Raw genomic sequence first — 24309 nt, forward strand, 5'->3', positions numbered from 1 at the left:
GACCGAAACCCTAGTGAGCCGATATGCAAGAAAATCCAGTCGAATACCGACCAAACCGCCCGCATATCTCTTCAAGTATGCATAACAATGTCAAACAGCAGACTTCAAAACCGAAAAACCATCCGAGGCGCCAATCGCTTAGCGCTTCATCCAGCCGCCGGTTCCGAAGTGTCCCGAACCGCGTTGCCGCCGTTCGGTGAGGGGGTATTTAGGTCCGGGCGCCGGGGCTTGCAAGCGGAAATTTCTGCGCTGCGCCAAAAAACTTGCAACACATTGTTTTTACGTCGTTTTTATACCACATGCATGGCAGGCGGCGCAGGGCGTGCCGGGCGCTGATCCGAATCTCGCACGGAATCGCGACAGGGATATGACGGAAACCGGGCGATCCCGGCGCTGTGGCTGCGCGCCCCGCCGCTGATCCCGCCTCCGGCGCGGCGGGTTCCGTCGCCCTGCCGCACAACCGCACACGCTTGTCCCGGTCCCCGCAGGCCGGGCAGACCCGCGCAGCAGGGGCGCGACCGAAAAAGGGGCGGGAAGATCCCGCCCCTGACTGGACACATAGCATCGCGTGGGGCGCGACTCCCGACCGCCTCCCGACCGCCTCCCGCGCCCGCCCGGCCCGGCTCAGCTCGACGAGATCTTCATCAGGATGATCCCGCCGATAATCATCACCGCCGCCCCGATCCGCGCCGGCGAGGCGGTCTCCCCCAGCAGGGTCAGCCCCAGCACGAAGGCCCCGACCGAGCCGATCCCGGTCCAGATCACATAGGCGGTGCCCAGCGGCAGCACTGCCATGGCGCGGGCCAGGAGCCAGAAGCTGGCGATCATGGCGAGGATGGTGACGATGCTGTAGCCGGTGCGGCTGAACCCGTCGGATTGTTTCATGGTGAAGGCCCAGACGACTTCCAGCAGGCCGGCGATGACAAGTTGTGCCCAGATCATGGCAACCTCTCTCAACCGGGCCGTCCCGCATGTGTGCCGATCTGGCCGGGGCCGTCCCCGTTGCAACGATATCTAGCGCGCCTGCGCAGCAGGGCAAGTGCCCGATGGCGTGGCACGAAGTGATCGCGGCCGATGGCGGCAAAACGGCAACCATCCCCGCCCCCTGCCCCGTCACATGCCCCGTCACATGCCTCGCGGCGCGGGATGACGACTCCCCCGCGCCGCGCGGATATGCGATGGCGGGGCAGCGGATCGGTTTGCCGGGGGGGCGGGAATGCAGGATCACAATGACACCGGGCGCATCCTGATCGGGATCGGGTGGATGATCGCCTCGCTGAGCTGTTTCATCTCCATGGCCGTCGCCTCGCGCGAGCTTTCGGCCAATCTCTCGACCTTCCAGATCCTGTTCTTCCGTTCGGTGGTGGGTGTCGTGGTGGTGGCGCTGTTCGGCCTCCACCTGCTGGCAGAGCTGCGCCGCCGGGCGAGCCTGAAGCTCAACCTCCTGCGCAATGCGGTGCATTTCACCGGGCAGTATTGCTGGACGCTGGCCATCGCGCTGATGCCGCTGGCCGAGGTGATCGCGCTGGAATTCACCATGCCGGTCTGGGTGGCGATCTTCGCCGCCGTGCTGTTGGGCGAGCGCATCACGCGGCCGCGCGCCTGGGCGATCCTGGCCAGCTTTGTGGGCGTGCTGGTGATCCTGCGCCCCGGCATCGCGGTGTTCGACCCGGCCGCGCTGATCGTGCTGATGGCGGCGGTCAGCTACGGGCTGTCGAATGTGCTGGTCAAGCTGCTGACGCGGACATGCTCGCCTGCCGTGATCGTGGTCTGGATGGTGGTGATGCAACTGCCGATGGGGCTGATGCTGGCGGTCTTCGACTGGCGGCCGGTGGTGGCGGGCAACCTGCCCTGGATCGTGCTGGCCGGGCTCAGCGGGCTGGGCGCGCATTACGCGATGGCACGGGCCTTCCTGCATCTGGACGCCTCGGTGGCGATCCCGATCGACTTCCTGCGGGTGCCGCTGACCGCGCTGGTGGGCTATCTGCTTTACGGCGAGACGGTCAGCGCCGTGCTGTTCGCGGGCGCGGCGATCATCCTGATGGCGAACTACACCGCCTTCCGGGCCGAGCGGACCCGCGCGCGTCTGGCGCGCAGCCTGGGCGGGCCGGGCTGACCGCAAGGCGGCGCCAACCCGCACCCCTCCGGGACGGACAACGAAAAACGCGGCCCCGAGGGACCGCGTCTGACAGTGCATACCAGTTGCGGCGGATCAGCGCTTCGAGAACTGGAAGCTGCGGCGGGCTTTCGCCTTGCCGTATTTCTTCCGTTCGACCACGCGGCTGTCGCGGGTCAGGAACCCGGCCGCCTTCAGTGCCGCGCGCAGGCTCGGCTCGTGGAGCTGCAGCGCCTTGGAGATGCCGTGCTTGACCGCACCGGCCTGGCCCGACAGCCCCCCGCCCTTGACGGTCGCAACCACGTCATACTGACCGGCCACACCGGCCACGTCGAAGGGCTGGCGCAGGATCATCTGCAGCACGGGACGCGCGAAATATTCGTTCATCTCCTTGCCGTTGACCGAGATCTTGCCCGACCCGGCCTTGACCCAGACCCGGGCCACGGCGTCCTTGCGCTTGCCGGTGGCATAGGCGCGGCCCGCGGCGTCGCGCACCGGCTCGCGCGGGGCGGCGGTTTCGGTGATTGTGTCGGTGTCGGCGCCCGCGGGTGCGGCGGTATCCGTCACCACGTCCTTGAGCTGGTCAAGGGATTTGATGTCTTCAGCCATGATCACGCGCTCCGGGTGTTCTTCTTGTTCAACGTCTTGACGTCCAGCACTTCGGGCTGCTGCGCCTCGTGCGGATGCTCGGTGCCGGCATAGACGCGCAGATTGCCCATCTGCTTCTTGCCCAGCTTGTTGCGCGAGATCATGCGCTCGACCGCCTTGATGACGACGCGCTCGGGATGCGCGCCTTCCAGGATCTGGCGCGCCGTGCGGTGCTTGATGCCGCCCGGATGGCCGGTATGCCAATAATAGGTCTTGTCATCGCGCTTGGCGCCGGTCATCTGCACCTTGTCGGCGTTGATGATGATGACGTTGTCGCCCATGTCCATATGGGGGGTGAAGCTCGGCTTGTGCTTGCCGCGCAGGCGCATGGCGACGATCGAGGCGAGACGGCCCAGAACGACGCCCTCGGCGTCGATCAGGATCCACTTCTTCTCGATCTCCGCCGGTTTTGCGGTGTAGGTCTTCATGTCGCTGCCCTTTTGGGGGTTCAAATTCGAGATGGCGGTATATCGGCGATTGCGCCGGTTGCGTCAAGATCGTTTGACTTTATTTTATCGTTTAAAAACAATGTTATATCAAATAGGTAAAATAATACCCCAATATCGGCCCTTGCATTTTGTGACAGATCCATGACAAACACGCCGCTTGTGTGTTGAACAGTCCGGCCGCCCCGACGGCGCGCCGCGGTCACGAAGGCAGCCTCGCCATGCACCCCGATCTCCCCGACAGAACCCGCACCAGCCGCCCCGCGCGCCGCGAGGCGCAGCCGGACCGCCGGCTCCGCGCCCAGACCGCCCCGATCGTCGCGGGCATGGTCGCGGCGCTGGTGGCGGTGATCGTCTATCTCGGCGCGCTGCGCGGAAGCTGGAGCTTCGGCGAGGTGCTGCGCGACCCGGCGGCGGAATTCGGCCACCCGATCTATGCCGGCTTCGTCTCCTATCTCGGCATCGCGGGCTGGCTGATCGCGGCGACGGTGACGGCGCTGGCTGTGGCCGTGCGCCCCGGCACGGCGCGGCGGCTCGGCCCGGTCTGCCTGCTGTCGGTGGTGCTGCTGCTCGATGACGTGCTGCTGCTGCATGACGCCGTGCTGCCCCGCTTCGGCATCCCCGAGATGGTGGTGCTGGCCGCCATCGCTGCGCTGGCGGTGGCGGCGATGCGCCCCTTCCTGCCCGATCTGCGCGCCGGCCGCCTGCCGGGGCTGCTCTGCGCGCTCCTGCTGCTGGTGGCCTCGCTCGGCGTCGACACGCTGCTGCCCTCGGGCGACGGCGCGGCGCTGTTTGTCGAGGACATGCTGAAATTCGCCGGCATCGCGCTCTGGGCGGGGTTCTGGGCGCAGCACGTCACCTGGCTGCTGCGCGCGCGCTGATCCGGCTCAGCGCGGCGGGATGGCATAGGTCATCGAGCTGCGCGCCACCGGCGCCTCCACCCCGTCCGAGCGGATCAGCACATCGCCCACCGCCAGGCTGCGCCCCAGCTTCAGCAGCCGGCATTCCCCCAGCAGATCGACCCCGGCAGCGGGCTTGCGCATGAAATCGATGCTGGCACTGGTCGTCACCGCCAGCGCCACCGGCCCGATCCGCGACAGGATCGCGCAATAGATCGCCAGATCGGCCAGCGCGAACATGCTGGGCCCCGACACCGTGCCGCCGGGCCGCAGATGCGTCCCGCCCACCGCCAGCCGCAGCACCACCCCCTCGGGCCCGACCTCGGTCACGCTGAAATCGGGTGCGACCTGCGGAAATTCCGCCGTCAGAAACGCGTTCAGCGCCGCCGCATCCATCTTCAGTTCCATGATTTGCCCCCCGTTCTGCTTTGTGCCTATGCTGCGCCGAGCGAGCAGAGGAAATCAACGATGTCCGATCTGATCTTACGCGAGGATAACGGCCATGTGGCGCGTCTGATTCTCAACAGCCCCGGAAATTACAACGCGCTCTCGGCCGAGATGATCGCGACGCTCTACACCACGCTGGCCATGATCGGCACGGAGGAGGAGGTGCGCGTCATCATCCTCGCCGCCAATGGCAAGGCGTTCTGCGCCGGCCACGATCTGCGCCAGATGCAGGCGGCGCGCGCCAATCCCGATGGCGGCCGGGCCGGTTACACGGCGCTGTTCGATGCCTGCGCCCAGCTCATGCAGCTCATCTCCACCCTGCCCCAGCCGGTGATTGCCGAGGTGGCGGGCGTGGCCACCGCCGCAGGCTGCCAGCTCGTCGCCTCCTGCGATCTGGCGCTGGCGTCGAAATCCGCGAAATTCGGCGTGAACGGGGTGGATCTGGGCCTGTTCTGCTCCACCCCCGCCGTGGCGCTGTCGCGCGCCGTGCCGCGCAAGGCCGCCTTCGAGATGCTGGCGACCGGCCGCTTCCTCGACGCAGAGGAGGCGGCGGCGCTCGGCCTCATCAACCGCGCCGTGGCCGCCAACCGCCTGAAGGCCGAAACCCGCGCCCTCGCCGCCCGGATCGCGGAGAAGCTGCCCGCCGCCATCGCGATGGGCAAGCGCGGCTTCTATGAACAGCTCGCGCATGAAACCGCCGACGCCTATGAGGCCGCGGGCGACACGATGTGCGCCAACATGATGCTCTCCGACACCGCCGAAGGCATCCAGGCGTTTCTGGAGAAGCGCAAGCCGGGCTGGGCGGCGGAATAGCGCCCGCCCGCCACGCGGCGGACCTGCCCCGTTCCGGCCCGGCGCGGCGGATCTCCGGTCCGGCGCGGTGCCGAACCGAAAAGCGTCGCTTTCTACGTCGGATAAAATTCGCCATATCAGCGGATTATATCACGATCTTCATGCAAGTCTGGTCCAGCCGCCTGCCCCCGCGCCCTACGACGATTCCAGATCATCGGCCAGCTTGCTGGCATCGCCCATCTGGAACAGCTTCCACTCCCGCCAGGCATTCAGCGTGGGCTTGATGGCAAAGACGATCGAGCCGAAAATGAACATCCATGTCGAGACCGTCCCGGTCGATGGCCAGAAAGCCATGGCCGAGCCGATGAGGAACATGATCGCGGCAATGAAATTCGCCAGCGTATAGGCGAACTCGACCTTGGCATAGAACTGCTTTGCCTCCTCGGACCGCGCATTGAGATCGGGACGGAAGGCCTGGTTCCAGAATGTCATCGTAACTCTCCACTCTCTCAAAAGAATTTGGACCGGGATCTTTCCCCCAGCGGGAGTTCCGGCATGCGCCCCCGCACGCGCCCGGCCTGCACAGTCATGCCCTCAGGCTTTCCGGCGCGCAACCAGTGTACATCCTGTGTACGCGCTGTGCACGCTTGGTGCACCGTCTGTGCGACCGATTTCTCAGCAATTGCTGGCCCCGCGCGGGCAGGGTCGCGAAATGTGCAACGCGCCCCGCACGTTGCCCGTTGCCTCGGGTCAGACGGGAGTTTCGGACGCCGTCGCTACCGACGCCGGATCATCGCGACCGCCCGCTGCCACCCGCCGGGGACCAGCACGAAACACAGCAGGAAGCCCACGCCGAACCCGGCAATATCTGCGATCCAGCCATAGCCCGCGCCCCCGAACAGCAGCCCGAAGACAAGTTGGAACAGCAGCAGCGCCCCGATCAGCGTGAAGGCCCGCAGCCGGTTGGCGTTCTCCACCCCCAGCCGCACCCAGAGCAGGAAGGTGAACCCGCCAACCAGCCCGTACACCGCCGGATACCCGCCGATCAGCGGCCCCAGATCCAGCCCGGTCAACAGCCCGAAACCCGTGTAAATGCTGGCTCCGCCGACCGATGCACCAAAGAACAGCGCGATCAGCGCCCAGGGCCGGAACTGCTCGGCCACCATCTTGCCGAGCGCCAGCGTGAAGACGATCACGAACAGCGCATGGGTCACCGATCCATGCACGAAAGGATAGGTCAGGATCCGCGCCGCCGAGCGCAGATCGAAGATCCCCAACTGCCACATCCTGACCGGAAGCTGCGGGAAATAGGCCGCCATCTCCATCGCGTTCAGCCGGAGCCCGATCCCCTGCGCCCCGCCAATGAACCCGATCGCGCCCAGCCCGAACACCACCTCGGCGGCGATCATCGGCAAAGCCAGCGCCCAGACCGCCGCCGGCAGGGCATTGATGGGCGATTCGTCGTAACCGGGCCGCATGGCACCTCCTTTGCCGGGACAGTTGCGCCCCGTCCCGCGCAGGGTTAAGCCAGCCCCACGGATTTTCCAAGCAGGCATGACATGACCGACGCGACGACCCCCCGCATCTTCTCCGGCATCCAGCCCTCGGGCCATCTCACGCTCGGCAATTACCTGGGCGCGCTGCGCCGCTTCGTCGAGCGGCAGGAGGAGGGGATTGCGACGGTGTACTGCCTCGTCGATCTGCATGCCATCACCGTCTGGCAGGACCCCGAGGCCCTGCGCAGCCAGACCCGCGAAGCCGCCGCCGCCTTCATGGCCGCAGGCATCGACCCGGCGCGCTCCATCCTGTTCAACCAGAGCCAGGTCCCCGCCCATGCCGAGCTGGGATGGCTTTTGAACTGCGTGGCCCGGATGGGCTGGATGAACCGCATGACCCAGTTCAAGGAAAAGGGCGGCAAGAACGCCGAGAAGGTCAGCCTCGGCCTCTATGCCTATCCCGCGCTGATGGCCGCCGATATTCTGGCCTATCACACCACCCATGTGCCGGTGGGCGAGGATCAGAAACAGCATGTGGAGCTGACCCGCGACATCGCCGCCAAGTTCAACCATGATTACGGCGTGGAGTTCTTCCCGCTGCCGGAACCGGTCATCGAGGGCCCCGCCACGCGGGTCATGTCGCTGCGCGACGGCACCAAGAAAATGTCGAAATCCGACCCCTCGGATATGAGCCGGATCAACCTCACCGACGACGCCGACACCATCGCGCAGAAATTCCGCAAGGCGCGCACCGACGCAGAACCCCTGCCCGGCAGCATGGCGGCGCTCACCGACCGGCCCGAAGCGCGCAACCTGGTCAATATCTACGCGGCGCTGTCCGGCGAGACGCAGGACGCGGTTCTGTCGCGCTTCGAGGGCAAGGGGTTCGGCGATTTCAAACCCGCGCTCGCAGACGTGGCCGTGGCCACGCTGGCGCCGATCTCCGCCCGGATGAGCGAGTTTCTGGCCGACCCCGCGGAGATCGACCGGATCCTCGGTCAGGGCGCTGCGCGCGCGGAACAGATCTCCGCCCCGATCGTCGCCCGCACCCGCGAGATCATGGGCATGATCCTGTCACGCTGAACCGCGAGACCACGCATCCGCGACTGAACGGCCGTCCGGCACCCATGCCGGGCGGCCGTTTCCCTGATCCGCGGACCCTGACTCGAACCTCGCTTATCAGCGGATGATAACGGGCAGAAACGCCCTCAAACGGGACGGTGCGCGCAGCTCTGCCGGAGCAATTTGATCGAATGTGGAGAAGTGGCGGACCCGGAGCGATTCGAACGCCCGACCCCCAGATTCGTAGTCTGGTGCTCTATCCAGCTGAGCTACGGGTCCGCTTACCGGGCAAGGCCGTTGGCCGACCCGGTAGGGCGGCTATCTAGGCCCGGTGGCATGGGGATGCAAGGGCAAAATCGTCATTCCGGGAGGATATTTTCGATCAGCGCCCCGCGCGGCAGGACGAGGCGGAATTCGGTCCCGCTCTCGTCGCTGCGCAGCAATTCCAGCCGCCCGCCATGGCCGCGGATCAGGTCGGCGGCGATGGCCAGACCCAACCCGGTGCCGCCCTTGCGCGTGCCGCCGGTGAAGGGCTGGAACAGGTAATCCCGCGCCTTTTTCGGCAGCCCCGGCCCGGTATCGCCCACAAGGATGATCCAGTCCTGCTCGGTCTCGCTGGCCGCGATCTCGATGGTGCCGGGACGGCCCGACGCCTCGATCGCCTGTCTGGCGTTGCGCAGCAGGTTCGACAGCACCCGGTGCAATTGCTCCTGATCGCCGCGGATCACCAGGTTCGGGCTGATATCGGTGACGAAATCCACCAGCCTGCCATTGCCGCTGCTCTCCGACAGAAGCAGCTCTGCCTCGGTGATCTCGTCCACCAGCCCGCGCAGGGCAAAGCGCGACAGCGTCGGCGCGGGCTCCTCGGCCTTGCCGAAGGCTAGGGTCGTCTCGCACAGATTCACCGCGCGCGAGATCGAGTTGACCAGCTTCGGCGCGGCACGCCGCACCGCCGGGTCGTCGCTGTCCTCCAGCCGGTCGGCGAAAATCTGGGTGGTGGTCAGGATATTGCGCAGATCATGGGCGATCTTGGCGACGGCCTGTCCCAGCCCGGCCAGCCTCTCCTTCTGCTTCAGCGAGTGGGTCAGCGTCGTCTGCATCGAGGCAAGCGCCGCCTCCGCCTCGCGCAGCTCGGCGATCCGCGCGTCGGGCCGGATGATCGAGCGCGTGTCCTCCGGCGCGGCCGCATAGCTTGCCATATGCGAGACCACCCGCCGGATCGGCTTCAGGATCAGCCGCTGCGCGGCCAGGAACAAAAGCGCCGCGGTCAGCCCCACCAGCACCGCCGAACCGATCAGCACCTGCAAGCCGTAATCCAGCAGCGCCCGGCGCAGCGGGCCGGTCGGCAGGGTGATCTCGATCAACTGGCCGGCCTGGTTGACCGGCGCGCCGATCACCCGGATCACCTCGTCATCGCGGTCGGTGAGCTGACGCAGCGCGTCGACGCCGCCCATGACCAGCGAGGTCTCGCGCAGATCAAAGGTCTCGGCGATCGGACCCGGCAGGGGCGAGGACAGGACAAGCTGTCGCACGTCATTGCGCCGCAGCACCACGTTGTAGACCCCGGCATTGGCCAGCAATTCCGATTCCAGCTCGGCCGCGATGGTCTCGTCCTCATCCGTGGCCAGCAGCGACAGCGAGGCGATCTGGGCCTTTTCCAGCCGCGTCTGCAGGTAGTCGATGCGAAAGCTCGACAGGGACGGGACCAGCACGAAGACTTCAGCCAGCGCCACGAACAGCAGCGTCAGCGCAACGAAGCGGCCAGTCAATGTGTCGATCGACATAGATACCAGAACCAGATACGGCGGTCCCGCAGGACCGTTCGGCGCCACAGTTAACCCTGCGCCGCCACGAGTTCAAACATTTGTGCGCGAGACGTCACGGGGCTGGCGTTTTTCGGGGACGGGCCGCGATTGCGGCGTTGACTCAGCCCCGCGCTTGCCCTATTGCGCGGGCTTCGAATTAGCCGACGCGGTCGCGTGGGGCGGGTTTTTCTGACCCGGTCGCCCAGACCTTCCGCGCACGAGAGAGTGGAGTGAAGAAATGTCGAAGCGCACCTTCCAGCCGTCGAACCTGGTCCGCACCCGCCGCCACGGGTTCCGCGCCCGCATGGCCACCAAGGCCGGCCGCGCCGTGCTGAACCGCCGCCGCGCCAAGGGCCGCAAGCGCCTGTCGGCCTGATCCGCACGGACCAGCCCGGCGTGCCCGCGCACGCCCTACAGGATCATCAGATGCCGCCGCATCCGCCCGCACATGCCGAACACGCGCAGGTCGGGACCGATGCGGCGGCTTTCGTCGTGGCGCCACCCGCCATATCGGTGCTGCGCCAGAGGGCCGATTTCCTGCGCGCATCGAAGGCGCGGCGGGCGGGAACGCCCGGGTTTCTGCTGCAGGCCCGCAAGCGCGGCGCGCAGGAACCCGCCGAGACCCCGCTCCGCGTCGGCTTCACCTGCTCGAAAAAGATCGGCAACGCGGTGATGCGCAACCGGGCCAAGCGGCGTTTGCGCGCGGTGGCGCGCGAAGTGCTGCCGGATCTCGGCCGGGCGGGGTGGGATTACGTTCTGGTCGGCCGGCCCGACGCCACCGTGTCGCGCGACTATCAGAGCCTCGTTGCGGATCTTCGCGCGGCGCTGTCGCGTATCCACGCCGGTGGGTCGAAAGCGTGACCCCGCTGGCGCATATCGTGGCGCTGCCGGTGCGCGCCTATCGCCTGGTCTTCAGCCCCTGGGTCGGGCATGGCTGCCGCTTTCAGCCCACCTGCTCGGCCTATGCGATGGAGGCTCTGGAACGTCACGGCGCGCTGCGCGGAAGCCTGCTGGCCGGGCGCCGCATCCTGCGCTGCCATCCCTGGGGCGGCGATGGCTACGACCCGGTGCCCGATCCCCGCGACGCAAGCGGCTGAGCGCCGCCGCGCCCCCGACCTCGAGACAGCAATGCGCCCCCGACACGGAGAGCCAAGCATGACCCAGCAGACCGAATTGGACCGCCCCGAGAGTTCCGACGACGCGGCGGGCGAGATCCATCCGCTGTTTCGCGGCGCGCCCGACACCACGGCATTCCGCAAGCTGCGCAAGCGTCTGGTGCGCGACACCCGTGCCGCGATCGAGGATTTCGGCATGGTGACACCCGGTGACCGCTGGCTTGTCTGCCTGTCGGGCGGCAAGGACAGCTATACGCTGCTGGCGATCCTGCATGAGCTGAAATGGCGCGGTCTGCTGCCGGTCGAACTGCTGGCCTGCAATCTGGATCAGGGCCAGCCCGGATTTCCCGCAACCGTGCTGCCGGAATTTCTCAGCGACCGGCAGGTCGAACACCGGATCGAGTATCAGGACACCTATTCCATCGTCACCGACAAGATCGCGCCGGGCGGGACGATGTGCAGCCTGTGTTCGCGGCTGCGGCGCGGCAATCTCTACCGCATCGCGCGGGAAGAGGGCTGCTCGGCGGTGGTTCTGGGCCATCACCGCGACGACATGCTCGAGACGTTCTTCATGAACCTGTTCCATGGCGGGCGGCTGGCGACCATGCCGCCCAAGCTTCTGAACGAGGAAGGCGATCTGCTGGTGCTGCGCCCGCTCGCCTATGTGGCCGAGGCGGATTGCGAGAAATTCGCCCGCGACATGGCCTATCCGATCATCCCCTGCGATCTCTGCGGCTCGCAGGAGGGGTTGCAGCGCGCGCAGGTCAAGAAACTGCTGGACGAGTGGGAGACGCGCGCGCCCGGACGGCGGCAGGTGATGTTCCGCGCGCTGATGAACACGCGCCCGTCCCATCTCCTCGACCCGAATTTGTTTGATTTCGCCTCGCTCCGGCCTAAGCTCGAGGAGAAAAACTGAACCAGCCGCACCGGATCTGAGTGAACTTTAACCGAACATCAAGATCTCCCCGGTCATGCTGCGCCCCCAGACGGTATGCGAATCGGGGCGCGAGATGGGGGTTTTCGGATTGTTGCGCTTGATCTTCGGCTGGCTGCGCCAGGCCCGCACGGGATCGGCCACATCACGCGCCGCCCCTGCCGCGGCAGCGCCGAGGGCGGTGCCGGTTGCCCGCGCAGAGGGTGCAAGACGGCCTGCAGCGCCGTGGAATGACAGGGCATTCCCGCGGTTCCGCCCCCAGATTTGCTGCGACACCGGGGAAGTCTCCTCGGTGCTGATCCTGCCGCCCGCTCACCTGGCTGGCGATCCCTATGAAAGCCTGCGGCTGGGGCTGATGCAGATGCGGCTGTGGTCGGCCGATGCCATTTCCGTGCCACCGCTGAGTGTCGATCTGCTCCGCACAACCGCCGAATGTGCCGAACTGGCCGCTCCGCTGCTGGGTGAAATCGCGCGGCAGGGGTTCTCGCCCGCACAGGTCATGTTCAGCGCCGCCGACCCGGACGGGCATGGGCGCGCACTGGCCGGCCTGTCCCGGCTCGCCGCAGCGGGATGCGGGATCGAGCTGTGCTGCATGGACGAGGCGGTGCCGCGGCTGCTCGCCCGGTCGCCCACAGGCTCGGTCCGGCTGCGCCTGCCGCCGCCGCTGCTGCGCGGCTGCGGCATCGACCCGGATTGCGGGCGGATGATCCTCGCCCAGCTTGCCGTGGCAGAGCGTCACGGCGCGCGCAGCTTTGCCGGGCAGGTGGATACGCGCAGGGAATACGGCTTCCTCGCCCAGATCGGCTGCGACGTGGTGCAGGGCGATGCCGTGGCCCCAGAACTGGACGCGAACGCGATGGGCCATTACCTGCGCCAGAGCGCCGCCATCCCGCCCACGCGCGGCGCGATCCCGCGCCCCGCCGCCTGAACGCCACCCGGCGTTCCGCCCGCATGGGCGGGAATCGCCTTGACCTTTGCCTGCCCCTTCTGTTGAACCCTCCCCTGACAACAGAGGGCGCGACACCGCATGGAAGACAACAACCGCAATCTCATCCTCGCCATGGTGCTGTCCATGCTGGTGGTGCTGGTCTGGTTCACCTTCTTTGCCCCCGAACCGCCCCCGCCCCCGGCGGACACCGACGCAGCAACGCAGGCCGAACCGGGCGCGCCCGCAGCCCCTTCGGCGTCCGGCGCGACGGCCACCGCCCCCGGTGCCGCGGCAGACGGGCCGCAGGACGCATCGGGCAGCGCCGCGCGCGTCAGCATCGACAGCCCGTCGCTGGAAGGCTCCATCTCGCTCGCCGGCGGCCGCATCGACGATCTGCTGCTGACCGGCTACCGCGAGACGCTGGACGAGGACTCGCCCTTCGTGCGGCTGCTCACCCCGACCGATGCCGCCCATCTGCGCGCGGAGAGCACCGGCAGCCCGGTGGCGCCAGGTGGCGATCCTGAAGCGATCATTCAGAAACCCTATTACGCCGTCTATGGCTGGAGCCCGGCGGCCGGGACCGATCCCGCCTCGGTGCCGAATGCCAGCACGGTCTGGGAGCTCGAATCCGGCGAGACGCTGGGGCCCGACAGCCCGGTCACGCTGCGCTGGGAAAACGGGCAGGGCCAGATCTTCCGCCGCAGCTTCGCGCTCGACGACAAATATCTGTTCACCGTGACCCAGTCGGTCGAGAACACCACCGACACGCCCTTCGCCGCCGCCCCCTACGGCATCATCGCGCGCCATGGCGAGCCGGACACGCAGAACTTCTTCGTGCTGCATGAAGGCGCCGTGGCGATGACCGATGGCGAGCTGATGGAGGCCGATTACGGCGATCTGACCGATCTGGACCCGGTCGCCCGCGAGGGTCGGGCCGACATCATCGACGTGGCGGAGAACGGCTGGGTCGGCTTCACCGACAAATACTGGATGACGACGCTGGCCCCCGCGCCGGGCCAGCCCTTCACGGCGGTGGTGAAATACGCCGAGGGCGCCGATATCTATCAGGCCGAGACCCGCTTCCCGGTCGTCACCGTCCCCGCCGGCGGCAGCGCGTCGAGCGAATCCTATCTGTTCGCCGGCGCGAAGGAATGGGAGACGATCCGCGGCTACGAGGAAAGCCCCGGCATCCAGCGTTTCGTCGACTCGATCGACTGGGGCTGGTTCTATTTCCTGACCAAGCCGATCTTCCGCGTGCTGCATTGGCTGAACGGGCTGATCGGCAATATGGGCTGGGCGATCATCGCGCTGACCTTCATCCTCAAGGCCATCGTCTTCCCGCTGGCGCGGAAATCCTATGTCTCCATGGCGCGGATGCGCGAATTGCAGCCGCAGATGGAGGCGATCAAGGAACGCGTCGGCGATGACCGCCAGAAGATGCAGCAGGAGATGATGGCGCTCTACAAGAGCGAGAAGGTCAACCCGGCCGCGGGCTGTCTGCCGATCCTGATCCAGATCCCGATCTTCTTCAGCCTCTACAAGGTGATCTTCGTCACGCTGGAGCTGCGCCAGGCGCCCTGGATCGGCTGGATCCGCGATCTGTCGGCACCCGATCCGTCCTCGATCATCAACCTGTTCGGGCTGCTGCCCTATGCGGCACCTGACCGGGACAGCATCATCGGCATCGTCTCGCTGTCGATCATGGCGATCATCCTGGGCCTGTCGATGTGGTTGCAGCAGAAGCTGAACCCGGCGCCGACCGATCCGACCCAGAAGATGATCTTTGCCTGGATGCCCTGGGTGTTCATGTTCATGCTGGGCGGCTTCGCGTCCGGGCTGGTGCTCTACTGGATCACCAACAACGTCATCACCATCTTCCAGCAATACACCATCATGTCGATGCACGGGCAGCCGCCGAACCTGTTCGGCAATATCCGCTCCAGCATCCCGTCCCGAAAGAAGAAGTGATGGCACGGCTCGCGCAGATCTGGCGATACCCCGTCAAGGCGATCGGGCGCGAGCGGCTGAAACAGGTCCGGCTGGAGGCGGGGGCCACCCTGCCCCGCGACCGGAATTGGGCGGTGCTGCATTCCAATTCGGTCGAGCGGCTGGGTGACGGCGCGACGCTGTCGGACTGGCTGCCGAAATCGGCGTTTCTGCGCGGCGCGGCCGGGCCGGCATTGCAGGCGGTCAGCGGCGGTCTGGTCGATGACGGCAAGCTGGCCTTCAGCCACCCGGATTGCGAGGACATCGTGATCGACCCTGCCGACGAGGCGGATCAGGAGCGGCTGATCGCCTGGCTGGCACCGCTTTGGCCCGAGCGGCGCGGTGCGCCGGAGCGGCTGGTGACCGGACCTGTGGCATTGACGGATTCGCCGGAACCCTTCGTCTCGATCAATTCGCTGGACAGTCTCAGCGTGCTGGAATCGAAAGTGGGCGAGCGGCTCGGCGTCGAACGCTGGCGCGGCAATCTGTGGATCGAGGGCGCGGAGGCCTTTGCCGAGCAGGATTGGATCGGCCGCGAGATCCATATCGGCGCGGCGCGGCTGGTGATCCGCGAGCCGATCGGCCGCTGTGCCGCCACCGCCGTCGACACAGAGACCGGCGAGCCGGACCGCGACATGGTCCGCGCCCTCAGCGACGCGTTCGGGCACAGCAATTTCGGGGTCTATGCCGAGGTTCTGGACGGCGCCGAGATCGGCGAGCTGGACGAGGTGACAGTGATGGACGCCCCCGCGGATGAAGGCGGCGACGACGCCGCGGCGGCGGGCACGGGTGACGACGCATGAAGGTCGCCTTTCCGCTGGCCGGTGAGCCGGAACCGCAGGCGGCCGAGGCAGCGCGGCTGCTGTTCGCGGGGCCCGTCGATTTCATCAAGGGCGTGGTCGCGATGGACGGGCTGCCGCCCGCCGACCGGCCGGAGATCTGCTTTGCCGGTCGCTCCAATGTCGGCAAGTCGAGCCTCATCAACGCGCTCACCGGCCGCAAGGGGCTGGCGCGGGCGTCGAACACCCCCGGCCGCACGCAGGAGATCAATTATTTCGGGCTGGGCGAGCGCGCCTATCTGGTCGATCTGCCGGGATACGGCTTCGCCAAGGCGCCGCTGCCGGTGGTGAAGCGCTGGCAGGAGCTGCTGAAGGCCTATCTCGCCGGTCGGCCCACATTGCGCCGGGCCTTCTGCCTGATCGACTCGCGCCACGGCATCAAGCCGGTGGATCACGAGATCATGACGCTTCTGGACCGCTCTGCCGTGCCGTTCCAGGTGGTGATGACCAAGGCCGACAAGCTGGGCCCGAACGCGATCCGCCCGGTGCTCGATCAGGTCGAGGAAGAATTGCAGAAACACCCGGCCGCCTATCCTGAACTGGTCGTGACCTCCTCCGACAAGGGCCAGGGCATCGCCACGCTGCGCGCGATCATCGCCGGGCTGGACTGAGCCGGGCCGGCGGCGCAGGCGACTATGGACGCCACGTGCCGCCGCGCTTAACCTGCCGCCAGCCACAGGGAATCCATGATGAGACAGCAGGACATGACCCGAGATTTCGCCGCCGCCGCCACGACCCTGTCCGAAGCCCTGCCCTATATGCAGCGCTATTCCGACGCGGTGGTGGTGGTGAAATTCGGCGGCAACGCCATGGGCGACGAGGCCGAGATGGCGAAATTCGCGTCCGACATCGTGCTGATGAAACAGGTCGGCATCCATCCGGTCGTGGTGCATGGCGGCGGGCCGATGATCAATGACCTGCTGGGACGTCTGGGCATCGAGAGCCGCTTCGTGCGCGGCAAGCGCGTGACCACCAAGCAGACCGTCGAAGTGGTCGAGATGGTGCTGTCCGGGCTGGTGAACAAGCGCATCGTGCAGGCGATCAACGATGCCGGCGGGCGGGCGGTCGGGATTTCCGGCAAGGATGACGACATGATGGTCTGCGAGGCCGACGACCCGGAGCTGGAATTCGTCGGCCGCCCGATCGAGATGAATGTCCAGATCATCCGCGATCTCTACCAGGCCGGGCTGATCCCGGTGATCGCCCCTGTGGCCACCGGCATGGCGGATAACGAGACTTTCAACGTCAATGGCGACACGGCGGCAGGCGCGATTGCCGGTGCGCTGCAGGCGGACCGGCTGCTGCTGTTGACCGATGTGTCCGGGGTCAAGGACGCTTCCGGCGAGGTTATCACCCAGATGACGCCCGAGCATGTCACCGCCATGATCCAGGATGGCACGATTGCCGGCGGCATGATCCCCAAGACCGAAACCGCGCTGAAAGCGATCGAGGAAGGGGTCCGCGCCGTGGTGATCCTGGACGGCCGCGTGCCCAATGCCTGCCTGCTGGAGCTGTTCACCGAACATGGCGCGGGCAGCCTGATCCGATCGACCGAGCCGCGCGTCAAGCCGCGCGGTTTGCGCCAGGGCGACAGCGGGTTGTGACCCGGCCGGGGCGGGCCCGCGCGGCCCGCCCGCATCGCCTTGAATGCACCTTCATTTTTCCTCTGCGCAGGGCCAGTCTGGCGCTTGCCCTGCCCGCGCGACCTGTGGCAGGCTTCGTTAACTTTCGCGCGGTTGAGAGGCCCATCGCACATGACCCCTTCCGGATATCGACGCCTGATCCTGACCCGACACGCCAAATCCGCCTGGGACGATCCGACGCTTGAGGATTTCGACCGACCGCTGAATCCGCGCGGCCGGCGGTCGGCGCTGCTGCTGGGTGATTTCCTGGCCTCGCGCGGATACGAGCCCGAGGAGGTGATCTGCTCCCCGTCCGTGCGGACGCGCGAGACCTGGCAGCGGATCTCGGATGCGACGCTGGAAGTGCGCCCGGAGCTGCGCTTCGAGGACCGGCTGTTTCACGCGCGCCCCGAGGTGATGCTGGAGGTGCTGAAAACCGCGACCCAGCAGACGGTGATGATGATCGGCCATAATCCCGGCATCGCCGATTTCGCCGCCAGCCTGCCCGCGCGGGCTCCGGTCGATCCCGATTTCCGCCGCTTTCCGACCGCTGCGACGCTGGTGGTGGATTTCCAGATCGATGACTGGTCCGAGGTCGAGCCCGGCCAGGGCAGCGTGATGGATTTCGTGCGGATCGACGGGCGCTGACCCCGACCCGCGACCGCCCCGGCACCTGTCACGCGGCAATTGCCCTGCCGCGCCCGATAGAAGCTTCCCCGGCTGACCGGGCCGCACCGCCGCCGTCACGATGGCGCTATTCGTCCGAATACAGCCCCTCGTAGATCGGGCCCAGCGTATCCAGCTCGAACAGCGAGCTGACCGAAGTGCCGTTCCAGATGTTGATGATGGCCTGGGCGAACATCGGCGCGGTCGGCACAATGCGGATATTGGAGCAGGCCTTCACCGGATCGGGCTGGTTGATGGAATCGGTGATGACCAGCGACTTCATCACCGATTTCTGCACCCGCTCCACCGCCGGACCGGACAGCACGCCATGAGTGATATAGGCATGCACCTCGCTCGCGCCGTGATCGGTCAGAAGCTGCGCTGCTTTGCACAGCGTTCCGGCCGTGTCGCAGATGTCGTCCACGATGATGCAGGTCTTGCCCGCGACGTCGCCGATCACGGTCATGTCGGCGACCTCGCCTGCCTTTTCGCGGCGCTTGTCCACGATGGCCATCGGCACATGGATGCGCTGCGCGATTTCCCGCGCGCGGGCAACCCCGCCCACATCGGGCGAGACCACCATCAGATCGTCGATCCGGCCGCGGAAATTATGCTTGATGTCGAGCGCGAAGATCGGCGCGGCGTAGAGATTGTCCACGGGAATGTCGAAGAAGCCCTGGATCTGCGTCGCGTGCAGATCCAGCGTCAGCACCCGGTCCACCCCGGCCTTGGACAGCATGTTGGCGACCAGCTTGGCCGAGATCGGCGTGCGCGCCTTGGCCCGGCGATCCTGCCTCGCATAGCCGAAATAGGGAATGACGGCGGTGATCCGGTTGGCCGATGACCGCTTGAGCGCATCGGTCATGATCAGCAGCTCCATCAAATTGTCATTGGCCGGGTTCGAGGTGGACTGGATGATATACATATCCTCGCCCCGGACATTGTCGAACACCTCGACGAAAATCTCCTGATCGTTGAACCGCTCGACCCGTGCATCGACAAGCGCGACATTCATCCCGCGATGCATCGACATGCGCCGCGCGATGGATTGCGCCAGCGGCTTGTTGGCGTTCCCGGAAATGAGTTTCGGCTCGGTCATCGCGGGCATGAATTCGGTCCTTCGCATGCTGGATTAGGGCGATTGCAGCGGGCTTATCACCGCGCTAGCCTTCCCGCAAACCTCAACCTTTCGGCAAGGAGGGCAAATGGCACATATCGACTATTATCTCGGCACGATCAGCCCGTGGTGTTACCTCGCTGGCGACCGGCTGGAGCGCATTGCGCAGGAGCATGGTGCGACGATCACCTACAAGCCGCTCGACCTGATGCAGCTGTTTCCGCGCACCGGCGGTCAGACGCCGGGCGAGCGCCATCAGAGCCGCAAGGATTACCGCATGCAGGAGCTGGCGCGGTGGCGCGACCGGCTCGGGGTGGAGATGACGCTGCAGCCCGCGCATTTCCCGGTGAACATGGCGCCGTCCTCCTACGCGATCATCGCCGCGCAGCAGGACGGATCCGGCGACACGGGCGGGCTGGTGCAGGGATTCCTGCGCGCCGTCTGGGCCGAAGACCGCGACATTTCCGACGACGCGGTGATCCGCGAGATCCTGACCGCTGCGGGGTTCGATCCGGCCATCGCGGACAAGGGGCTGTTCGCAGGCGCCGAACAATACGGGCGCAACCTGGAGGACGCCGTCGCGGCGGGGGTGTTCGGGGCGCCGTTCTACGTGGTGCGGGACAGCGGGCAGACATTCTGGGGCCAGGACAGGCTGGATTTCCTGGCCGAGCACCTGGCCGCCGGATGACGCTTTACGCGCGCCAATATCCGGGCGACCCGGACCGCCCGGCGATCGGGCTGCACTGCATGATGGGCAGCAGCGCGCTGTTCGGCCCGCTGGCGGAGCATCTGGATGGCGCGGTGGATCTCTATGCGTTCGATTTTCCGGGCCATGGCCGCAGCCCCGCCTGGCTGCCCGAGGACGGGGTCGATCTGCATACATTCGTCACCCGTCACGCGGCGCGCATGATCGAACGGCCGGTCGATCTGATCGGCCACAGCTTCGGCGCGACGGTGGCGCTGCGCATTGCCGTCGGCGTGCCGGAGGCGGTCCGGTCGCTGACCCTGGTCGAGCCGGTGCTGTTCGCCGCCGCCCCGACGCCATCGCGCGAGGCAGTGCAGGAGCGGCTGGCGCCGTTCGAGGCGGCGGGGGACTGGGACGGAATGCTGCGCCGCTTTCTGGGTGACTGGGGCGCGCCGGGCGAGATCCCGACCGACGGGCCGCGGGCCGAGCGGCTGCGGATGCAGATGGCGATGGTGCTGGACACCAATGCCGCGCTGATGGCTGACCGCGCCCAGATCCTGCGCGAGGGCGGGCTGGAATCGGTCGACGCGCCGGTGATGCTGATCTCGGGTGCGGAATCGCCGCCGATCGTGCACGAGATCGCCGATGCGCTGTCCGCGCGGCTGCCCGATGTGGGACGCGCGACGGTGCCGGGGGCCGGGCATATGCTGCCGCTGACCCATCCAAGCCAATTCGCCGATCTGACCCGGATGAATCTGGAACGCGCCTAGCCGCGCAGCGCCGCGATCAGCGCCTCGACCTCGTCAGGTGTCGTGTTCCAGCTGCACACGAAGCGCACGGTCAGCGCGTCCTCGGCATCCTCCCCCAGCGAGGCCCATTTGTTATAAACCGCCCCCGCCGCGCGGGCGCGGTCATCGGCATCCACGGGCAGCACCGCAAAAACCTGGCTCGATTCGACCGGCTGCGCCAGGCGCGCGCCCTCAACCTGGCCCAGCCCATCGGCCAGCATCGCGGCCATCTGGTTCGCATTGCGCGCCAGTTCCAGCCACAGCCCGTCATCCAGCAGCGCGTAGAACTGTGCCGAAAGATAGCGATGCTTGGACAGAAGATGGCCGCCGCGCTTGCGCAGATAGGCCATGCGGTCGGCCAGGTCGGGGTCGAAGGCCACGATCGCCTCGGCCCCGATGGCGCCGTTCTTGGTGCCGCCGAAGGACAGCACATCGACCCCGGCGCGGTGGGTGATGGCGGAGGGATCGGCGCCGCTGCCGATCACCGCATTGGCGAACCGCGCCCCGTCCATGTGCAGGGCCAGCTTGTGCTGTTTGGCGATGGCTGCAATCTCGGCGACGGTCTCGGGCTGCCAGACCCGGCCCCATTCGGTGGTGTTGGTGATCGAGATGGCGCCGGGCTGGCCGCCGCCAATCCCCTCGCCCGCCCAGAAACTGGCCGCGTGATCCAGGGCATCCGCGTCGATCAGCCCGCCCTCGCCGCCAATCAGCGTCAGCTTCGCCCCGCCGGTGAACAGCTCCGGTGCGCCGCATTCCGAGGTCTCGATATGCGCATCCTCATGGCAGAAGATGCGCTGCCAGGGCGCAGAGATCCCGCCGAGCGAGATGGCGTTGGCTGCTGTGCCGGTGGCGACGAACAGGATCTCCGCCTCAGGCGCGTCCAGAACCTCGCGGATGCGGTCGCGCGCGGCCAGGCTCAGCCCGTCATTGCCGTAGGACGCGACATTGCCGGCATTCGCCGCCGCAAGCGCCTCCATCACCGCGGGATGCGCCCCGGCGCAGTTGTCGGATGCGAAATTCATGACAGATCCTCGATGATATGGTCTTCCCAGTCCTCTTCCGGCACCGCGGCCTCGGACACGGTCCAGCCCCGCACCGAGACCCCGGCCCGATGCACCGAATCGCGGTCGCCGCTGATGAGGTAATGCCAGTCAAAGAGCGGCTTTTTCTCGTGCCGTAGCCGATAGGCGCAGGTCGCAGGCAGCCAATAGCTGATCGCGGCGATTTTCGCCGGTGTCAGCGACACGCATTCCGGCACATATTGATGCCGGGTCTCGTAATGCGCGCAGCGGCAGGTCTGACCGTCCAGCAGGCGGCAGGCGACGCGGGTGAAGGCAAGTTCGTCGGTGTCCTCGAATTCCAGCTTGTTCAGGCAGCATTTTCCGCAGCCATCGCACAGCGCCTCCCATTCCTTCGGGTCCAGCTCGGACAGGGGCAGTTCCCAGAAGCGCGCGCGCATCACAGCGCCGCCAGGATGGTTCGGGCGGCGGCCGCGTCGCGGTCCATCTGGGCGATGAGCGCGTCGAGCCCGTCAAACTTCATCTCGGGGCGCAGGTAGTCGACAAGCGCGACCGACAGATGCTCGCCATACAGATCGCCTTCAAAATCAAATAGATAGGTTTCCAGGTTGGGCTGGTTCTGCCCGAACATGGGGCGCACGCCGAGGCTCGCCACACCCGGCCAGCGACCGCGATGCGGCCCGCCGAGCACATCGACCATCACCGCATAGACGCCGAGCCGGGGCAGATGCAGCCCCTCCAGCGACATGTTCGCCGTCGGATAGCCAAGCGTCCGGCCGCGCTTCTCTCCGTGCAGCACCTCGCCCTCGATCCGGTGCCAGTGACCCAGCATCCGTTCTGCATCGTCGGGCCGGCCGTCGCTCAGCGCCTGGCGGATGGCGGTGGAGGAGAACTCCTCGCCGTCCTCGCCGATCAGCGGCGCAACGGTGACGCCGAAACCAAGCGTCCGGCCCAGATCCGCAAGCGTCGCCGCATCGCCCGCGCGGCCCTTGCCGAAGCGGAAATCCTGCCCGACCGTGACATGCGCCACGCCGAGCCCGTCCGCCAGCACCTCTCGCGCGAAAGCCTCGGGCGTCAGCCCCGCCAGCTCGTCGGCGAAGGGCAGTTCATAGAGATGATCGACACCGATGCGGCGCAGCCGGTTGGCGCGGGATTCGGCGTTCATCAGCCGGAATGGCGGCGCATCGGGGGCGAAATATTCGCGCGGATGCGGCTCGAAGGTGATGACGCCAAGCGGCGCATCCGCCGCCGCCCGCGCTGCATCGATGACCGCGCGATGTCCCCGGTGCACGCCGTCGAAATTGCCCATCGCCACGGTGCTGCCGCGCGCCGCCTCCGGCAATCCGGTCCAGTGGTGATGGATGTGCAACTCGCCCCCTTCCGGGTCGGGCCCGGCACGGTAAATCCCACGGCGATGCCGCGTTTCCTGCATATCGCGCAGCAGACAGGCGGTTGCAAGCGTCAGCCCCGGCGCCAGGCGGCGGGGATCGCGGAGAGCAGCGCAAGCGCCTCGGCCCGGCGGTCGCGGTCGGGCAGCGGGTCTGGCTCGGCTTCAATTGCGGCCAACCGTGCGATCCAGGCATCCGGCAGCGCGAGTTGCCGCGCGCCGGCCAGTACCAGGTCCAGATACCAGTCGAACACCGGCAGGCCGGGCTGGCGGAATCGCGGGCCGGCCTGATATGTGAAGGCCAGATGCACCCTTGGGCCCTGCGTCACCTCAAGTTCGATCCGGTCGTAACCCAGCCCCACCCCCTCGAAGAGATCGAGCGCCTCGATATCCCGTGCGTCAAGCTGATAGAGCCCGCCACGCACCGTGCCCCCCGCCCAGCCCATCAAGGTGGCCTTGCCGGACCCGTCCAGCCCGATCTTGTCGAAGGCAATGTCATGGCCGGCGCAACTGGCCGCCCCGATCAGCCGGGCGGAGGGGCAGCGGGCGCGCAGCCGGGGCTCGAGCATGTTCGAGCCATAGGCGAAATACAGCGCCAACTCAGCGCAGCCGCCCCATGGCGTAGCTGGGTTGCAACATCTGCGGCGACAGCCAGTCGGTCAGCAGCCGGTGATCCGGGTTCTCGACATCCGCGCCCATATGTTCCGCGGCCAGACCGCCGGTAATGAAGATGGAATCCAGCCCCTCGCCCTGCGCGCCGGCAATATCGGTCTTGATCCCGTCCCCGATAACCAGCACGCGCGCATCCGGCTTCAGCGACAGCCGCCGGCGGGCGAGGTCGTAAATGGGCGGATGCGGCTTGCCGAAATAAAGCGATTCGCCGCCGAGCTGCTGATAGAACTCGGCTATCGCCCCGGCGCAATAGATCCGCCGCTCGCCCAGATCGACGACGATATCGGGGTTGGCGCAGAGCAGCTTCAGCCCCATCTCGCGGGCGATCATCAGCGAGGCGCGGTAATCCTCGGGCGCCTCCTCGTCCTCGTTGAACGGGCCGGTGCAGACGATGCCTTCGGCATCTTCCAGCTCCACCCGCGCGATCGGGTCGGCATCGGCCCATTCCGGCGGGGGATCGAAAAACGCGTCATCCTTGGCCGGTCCGAGATGCCAGACCCGCCGCCCGACCGCACCGGCGAACAGCGCGTCCTGTGCCGCATCGCCGGAGGTGACGATGGTGTCATAGGCGTCTGCCGGGATGCCCAGCCGGTCGAAGCTGGATTCGACCTGCGGGGCCGGGCGCGGTGCATTGGTCATCAGGCACACCTGCCCGCCCCCCCGGCGGAACCGCTGCAGCGCCGCCACGGCAGCCGGGTAGGCCTCGATGCCGTTATGCACGCAGCCCCAGAGGTCGCAGAACAGAACGTCGTAATTCGCGCCGATCTCGTCGAGCGCACCGATGATGCGGGTCATCTTGTCATCCTGCTTGGAATTTGGCTGCGGCCGGAGGCGGCGCCC

General features: G+C 66.9%; 30 protein-coding genes and 1 tRNA gene. 16 read left to right on the forward strand and 15 right to left on the reverse strand.

The window, feature by feature from the left end; genetic code table 11:
- Positions 1 to 624 precede the first annotated feature (624 nt).
- Positions 625 to 942: a DMT family transporter gene (locus tag BLT73_RS15430; protein ID WP_090525284.1), complete on the reverse strand. Its 318-nt coding sequence runs from the start codon at positions 940 to 942 to the stop codon at positions 625 to 627.
- A 274-nt stretch (positions 943 to 1216) separates the two neighbouring features.
- Between BLT73_RS15430 and BLT73_RS15435 the strand changes: the two genes are divergently transcribed.
- The gene (locus BLT73_RS15435; protein WP_218132558.1) at positions 1217 to 2116 is read left to right on the forward strand and encodes a DMT family transporter; all 900 of its coding nucleotides are present in this window, start codon (positions 1217 to 1219) and stop codon (positions 2114 to 2116) included.
- Between the two features lie 96 nt (positions 2117 to 2212).
- Here BLT73_RS15435 and rpsI read toward each other — a convergent pair whose 3' ends face one another.
- Both rpsI and rplM read right to left on the reverse strand, forming a co-directional pair.
- Positions 2213 to 2725, reverse strand: a complete 513-nt coding sequence (gene rpsI, locus BLT73_RS15440) for a 30S ribosomal protein S9 (protein WP_090525285.1) — start codon at positions 2723 to 2725, stop codon at positions 2213 to 2215.
- A gap of 2 nt (positions 2726 to 2727) precedes the next feature.
- Positions 2728 to 3192: a 50S ribosomal protein L13 gene (gene rplM, locus BLT73_RS15445; protein ID WP_090525287.1), complete on the reverse strand. Its 465-nt coding sequence runs from the start codon at positions 3190 to 3192 to the stop codon at positions 2728 to 2730.
- A gap of 239 nt (positions 3193 to 3431) precedes the next feature.
- On the opposite strand from rplM, the gene BLT73_RS15450 reads away from it, so the two are divergent.
- Positions 3432 to 4091 (forward strand): hypothetical protein, encoded by a 660-nt coding sequence (locus tag BLT73_RS15450; protein ID WP_143025699.1) that lies wholly within the window; start codon positions 3432 to 3434, stop codon positions 4089 to 4091.
- Between the two features lie 6 nt (positions 4092 to 4097).
- Here the strand turns inward: BLT73_RS15450 and BLT73_RS15455 are convergent, their stop codons facing one another.
- Positions 4098 to 4517: a PaaI family thioesterase gene (locus tag BLT73_RS15455; protein WP_090525290.1), complete on the reverse strand. Its 420-nt coding sequence runs from the start codon at positions 4515 to 4517 to the stop codon at positions 4098 to 4100.
- 15 nt (positions 4518 to 4532) lie between these two features.
- Here BLT73_RS15455 and BLT73_RS15460 point away from each other — a divergent pair, with 15 nt between their 5' ends.
- Entirely contained in the window at positions 4533 to 5369 is an 837-nt protein-coding gene (locus BLT73_RS15460; protein WP_281246300.1) for an enoyl-CoA hydratase, read from the forward strand.
- 174 nt (positions 5370 to 5543) lie between these two features.
- On the opposite strand, the gene BLT73_RS15465 is transcribed toward BLT73_RS15460, so the two are convergent.
- Both BLT73_RS15465 and BLT73_RS15470 read right to left on the reverse strand, forming a co-directional pair.
- The gene (locus BLT73_RS15465; protein ID WP_090525294.1) at positions 5544 to 5840 is read right to left on the reverse strand and encodes a YrhK family protein; all 297 of its coding nucleotides are present in this window, start codon (positions 5838 to 5840) and stop codon (positions 5544 to 5546) included.
- A gap of 284 nt (positions 5841 to 6124) precedes the next feature.
- The gene (locus tag BLT73_RS15470) at positions 6125 to 6826 is read right to left on the reverse strand and encodes a rhomboid family intramembrane serine protease (protein ID WP_090525296.1); all 702 of its coding nucleotides are present in this window, start codon (positions 6824 to 6826) and stop codon (positions 6125 to 6127) included.
- Between the two features lie 81 nt (positions 6827 to 6907).
- Between BLT73_RS15470 and trpS the strand changes: the two genes are divergently transcribed.
- Positions 6908 to 7927 (forward strand): tryptophan--tRNA ligase, encoded by a 1020-nt coding sequence (trpS, locus tag BLT73_RS15475; protein ID WP_090525298.1) that lies wholly within the window; start codon positions 6908 to 6910, stop codon positions 7925 to 7927.
- Between the two features lie 181 nt (positions 7928 to 8108).
- On the opposite strand, the gene BLT73_RS15480 is transcribed toward trpS, so the two are convergent.
- Together BLT73_RS15480 and BLT73_RS15485 are read right to left on the reverse strand one after the other, a co-directional pair.
- A tRNA-Arg gene (locus tag BLT73_RS15480) sits at positions 8109 to 8185 on the reverse strand.
- Between the two features lie 80 nt (positions 8186 to 8265).
- Entirely contained in the window at positions 8266 to 9690 is a 1425-nt protein-coding gene (locus BLT73_RS15485) for a sensor histidine kinase (protein ID WP_090525300.1), read from the reverse strand.
- A gap of 259 nt (positions 9691 to 9949) precedes the next feature.
- Between BLT73_RS15485 and rpmH the strand changes: the two genes are divergently transcribed.
- The 4 genes from rpmH to ttcA are packed head-to-tail and all read left to right on the forward strand — an operon-like array spanning position 9950 to position 11742.
- Positions 9950 to 10087 carry a 50S ribosomal protein L34 gene (rpmH, locus tag BLT73_RS15490; RefSeq protein ID WP_090525302.1) on the forward strand — a complete coding sequence of 46 codons (138 nt, stop codon included), beginning with the start codon at positions 9950 to 9952 and terminating at the stop codon, positions 10085 to 10087.
- 50 nt (positions 10088 to 10137) lie between these two features.
- The gene (rnpA, locus tag BLT73_RS15495; RefSeq protein WP_090525304.1) at positions 10138 to 10572 is read left to right on the forward strand and encodes a ribonuclease P protein component; all 435 of its coding nucleotides are present in this window, start codon (positions 10138 to 10140) and stop codon (positions 10570 to 10572) included.
- Complete coding sequence (gene yidD / locus BLT73_RS15500) at positions 10569 to 10808, forward strand: membrane protein insertion efficiency factor YidD (RefSeq protein WP_090525306.1); 240 nt, start codon at positions 10569 to 10571, stop codon at positions 10806 to 10808. Before rnpA ends, yidD begins: the two co-directional genes overlap by 4 nt.
- Before the next feature lie 58 nt (positions 10809 to 10866).
- Positions 10867 to 11742 (forward strand): tRNA 2-thiocytidine(32) synthetase TtcA, encoded by an 876-nt coding sequence (gene ttcA / locus BLT73_RS15505; RefSeq protein ID WP_090525308.1) that lies wholly within the window; start codon positions 10867 to 10869, stop codon positions 11740 to 11742.
- A gap of 27 nt (positions 11743 to 11769) precedes the next feature.
- Here the strand turns inward: ttcA and BLT73_RS17805 are convergent, their stop codons facing one another.
- Positions 11770 to 11904 (reverse strand): hypothetical protein, encoded by a 135-nt coding sequence (locus BLT73_RS17805; RefSeq protein ID WP_281246299.1) that lies wholly within the window; start codon positions 11902 to 11904, stop codon positions 11770 to 11772.
- Between the two features lie 148 nt (positions 11905 to 12052).
- On the opposite strand from BLT73_RS17805, the gene BLT73_RS15510 reads away from it, so the two are divergent.
- From BLT73_RS15510 to BLT73_RS15535, 6 genes are all read left to right on the forward strand, one after another.
- Positions 12053 to 12688 carry an EAL domain-containing protein gene (locus BLT73_RS15510; RefSeq protein ID WP_176805162.1) on the forward strand — a complete coding sequence of 212 codons (636 nt, stop codon included), beginning with the start codon at positions 12053 to 12055 and terminating at the stop codon, positions 12686 to 12688.
- A gap of 99 nt (positions 12689 to 12787) precedes the next feature.
- Positions 12788 to 14656, forward strand: coding sequence for a membrane protein insertase YidC (gene yidC, locus BLT73_RS15515; protein ID WP_090525313.1), 1869 nt, complete (start codon positions 12788 to 12790; stop codon positions 14654 to 14656).
- Positions 14656 to 15477 carry an MOSC domain-containing protein gene (locus tag BLT73_RS15520; protein WP_245727367.1) on the forward strand — a complete coding sequence of 274 codons (822 nt, stop codon included), beginning with the start codon at positions 14656 to 14658 and terminating at the stop codon, positions 15475 to 15477. The genes yidC and BLT73_RS15520 overlap by 1 nt, the downstream gene beginning before the upstream one ends.
- A complete protein-coding gene (gene yihA, locus BLT73_RS15525) occupies positions 15474 to 16124 on the forward strand; it encodes a ribosome biogenesis GTP-binding protein YihA/YsxC (protein ID WP_090525317.1) in 651 nt (216 codons plus the stop codon). Before BLT73_RS15520 ends, yihA begins: the two co-directional genes overlap by 4 nt.
- Positions 16125 to 16217: 93 nt before the next feature.
- Positions 16218 to 17117: an acetylglutamate kinase gene (gene argB, locus BLT73_RS15530; protein WP_090525319.1), complete on the forward strand. Its 900-nt coding sequence runs from the start codon at positions 16218 to 16220 to the stop codon at positions 17115 to 17117.
- Positions 17118 to 17267: 150 nt separating this feature from the next.
- Positions 17268 to 17783 (forward strand): SixA phosphatase family protein, encoded by a 516-nt coding sequence (locus tag BLT73_RS15535; RefSeq protein WP_090525321.1) that lies wholly within the window; start codon positions 17268 to 17270, stop codon positions 17781 to 17783.
- 106 nt (positions 17784 to 17889) lie between these two features.
- Here BLT73_RS15535 and BLT73_RS15540 read toward each other — a convergent pair whose 3' ends face one another.
- Positions 17890 to 18909, reverse strand: coding sequence for a ribose-phosphate pyrophosphokinase (locus BLT73_RS15540; protein WP_090525389.1), 1020 nt, complete (start codon positions 18907 to 18909; stop codon positions 17890 to 17892).
- A gap of 97 nt (positions 18910 to 19006) precedes the next feature.
- Here BLT73_RS15540 and BLT73_RS15545 point away from each other — a divergent pair, with 97 nt between their 5' ends.
- Positions 19007 to 19606: a 2-hydroxychromene-2-carboxylate isomerase gene (locus BLT73_RS15545; protein ID WP_090525323.1), complete on the forward strand. Its 600-nt coding sequence runs from the start codon at positions 19007 to 19009 to the stop codon at positions 19604 to 19606.
- On the forward strand, positions 19603 to 20373 hold the full coding sequence (locus BLT73_RS15550) for an alpha/beta fold hydrolase (RefSeq protein ID WP_090525325.1): 771 nt from the start codon (positions 19603 to 19605) through the stop codon (positions 20371 to 20373). Before BLT73_RS15545 ends, BLT73_RS15550 begins: the two co-directional genes overlap by 4 nt.
- On the opposite strand, the gene BLT73_RS15555 is transcribed toward BLT73_RS15550, so the two are convergent.
- The 5 genes from BLT73_RS15555 to BLT73_RS15575 all read right to left on the reverse strand — a co-directional run bounded on the left by BLT73_RS15555 (position 20370) and on the right by BLT73_RS15575 (position 24264).
- Complete coding sequence (locus BLT73_RS15555) at positions 20370 to 21413, reverse strand: threonine aldolase family protein (RefSeq protein WP_090525327.1); 1044 nt, start codon at positions 21411 to 21413, stop codon at positions 20370 to 20372. The genes BLT73_RS15550 and BLT73_RS15555 overlap by 4 nt on opposite strands.
- Positions 21410 to 21850: a YcgN family cysteine cluster protein gene (locus BLT73_RS15560; protein WP_090525329.1), complete on the reverse strand. Its 441-nt coding sequence runs from the start codon at positions 21848 to 21850 to the stop codon at positions 21410 to 21412. The genes BLT73_RS15555 and BLT73_RS15560 overlap by 4 nt, the downstream gene beginning before the upstream one ends.
- A complete protein-coding gene (locus BLT73_RS15565) occupies positions 21850 to 22779 on the reverse strand; it encodes a bifunctional riboflavin kinase/FAD synthetase (RefSeq protein ID WP_176805164.1) in 930 nt (309 codons plus the stop codon). The genes BLT73_RS15560 and BLT73_RS15565 overlap by 1 nt, the downstream gene beginning before the upstream one ends.
- Positions 22780 to 22871: 92 nt before the next feature.
- Positions 22872 to 23396: a gamma-glutamylcyclotransferase family protein gene (locus BLT73_RS15570; protein ID WP_090525333.1), complete on the reverse strand. Its 525-nt coding sequence runs from the start codon at positions 23394 to 23396 to the stop codon at positions 22872 to 22874.
- 1 nt (position 23397) lies between these two features.
- Positions 23398 to 24264, reverse strand: a complete 867-nt coding sequence (locus tag BLT73_RS15575; protein WP_090525335.1) for a TIGR01459 family HAD-type hydrolase — start codon at positions 24262 to 24264, stop codon at positions 23398 to 23400.
- Between the last annotated feature and the right edge of the window lie 45 nt (positions 24265 to 24309).

This window comes from Paracoccus isoporae, assembly GCF_900101865.1.
Taxonomy (GTDB): Bacteria; Pseudomonadota; Alphaproteobacteria; order Rhodobacterales; family Rhodobacteraceae; genus Paracoccus; species Paracoccus isoporae.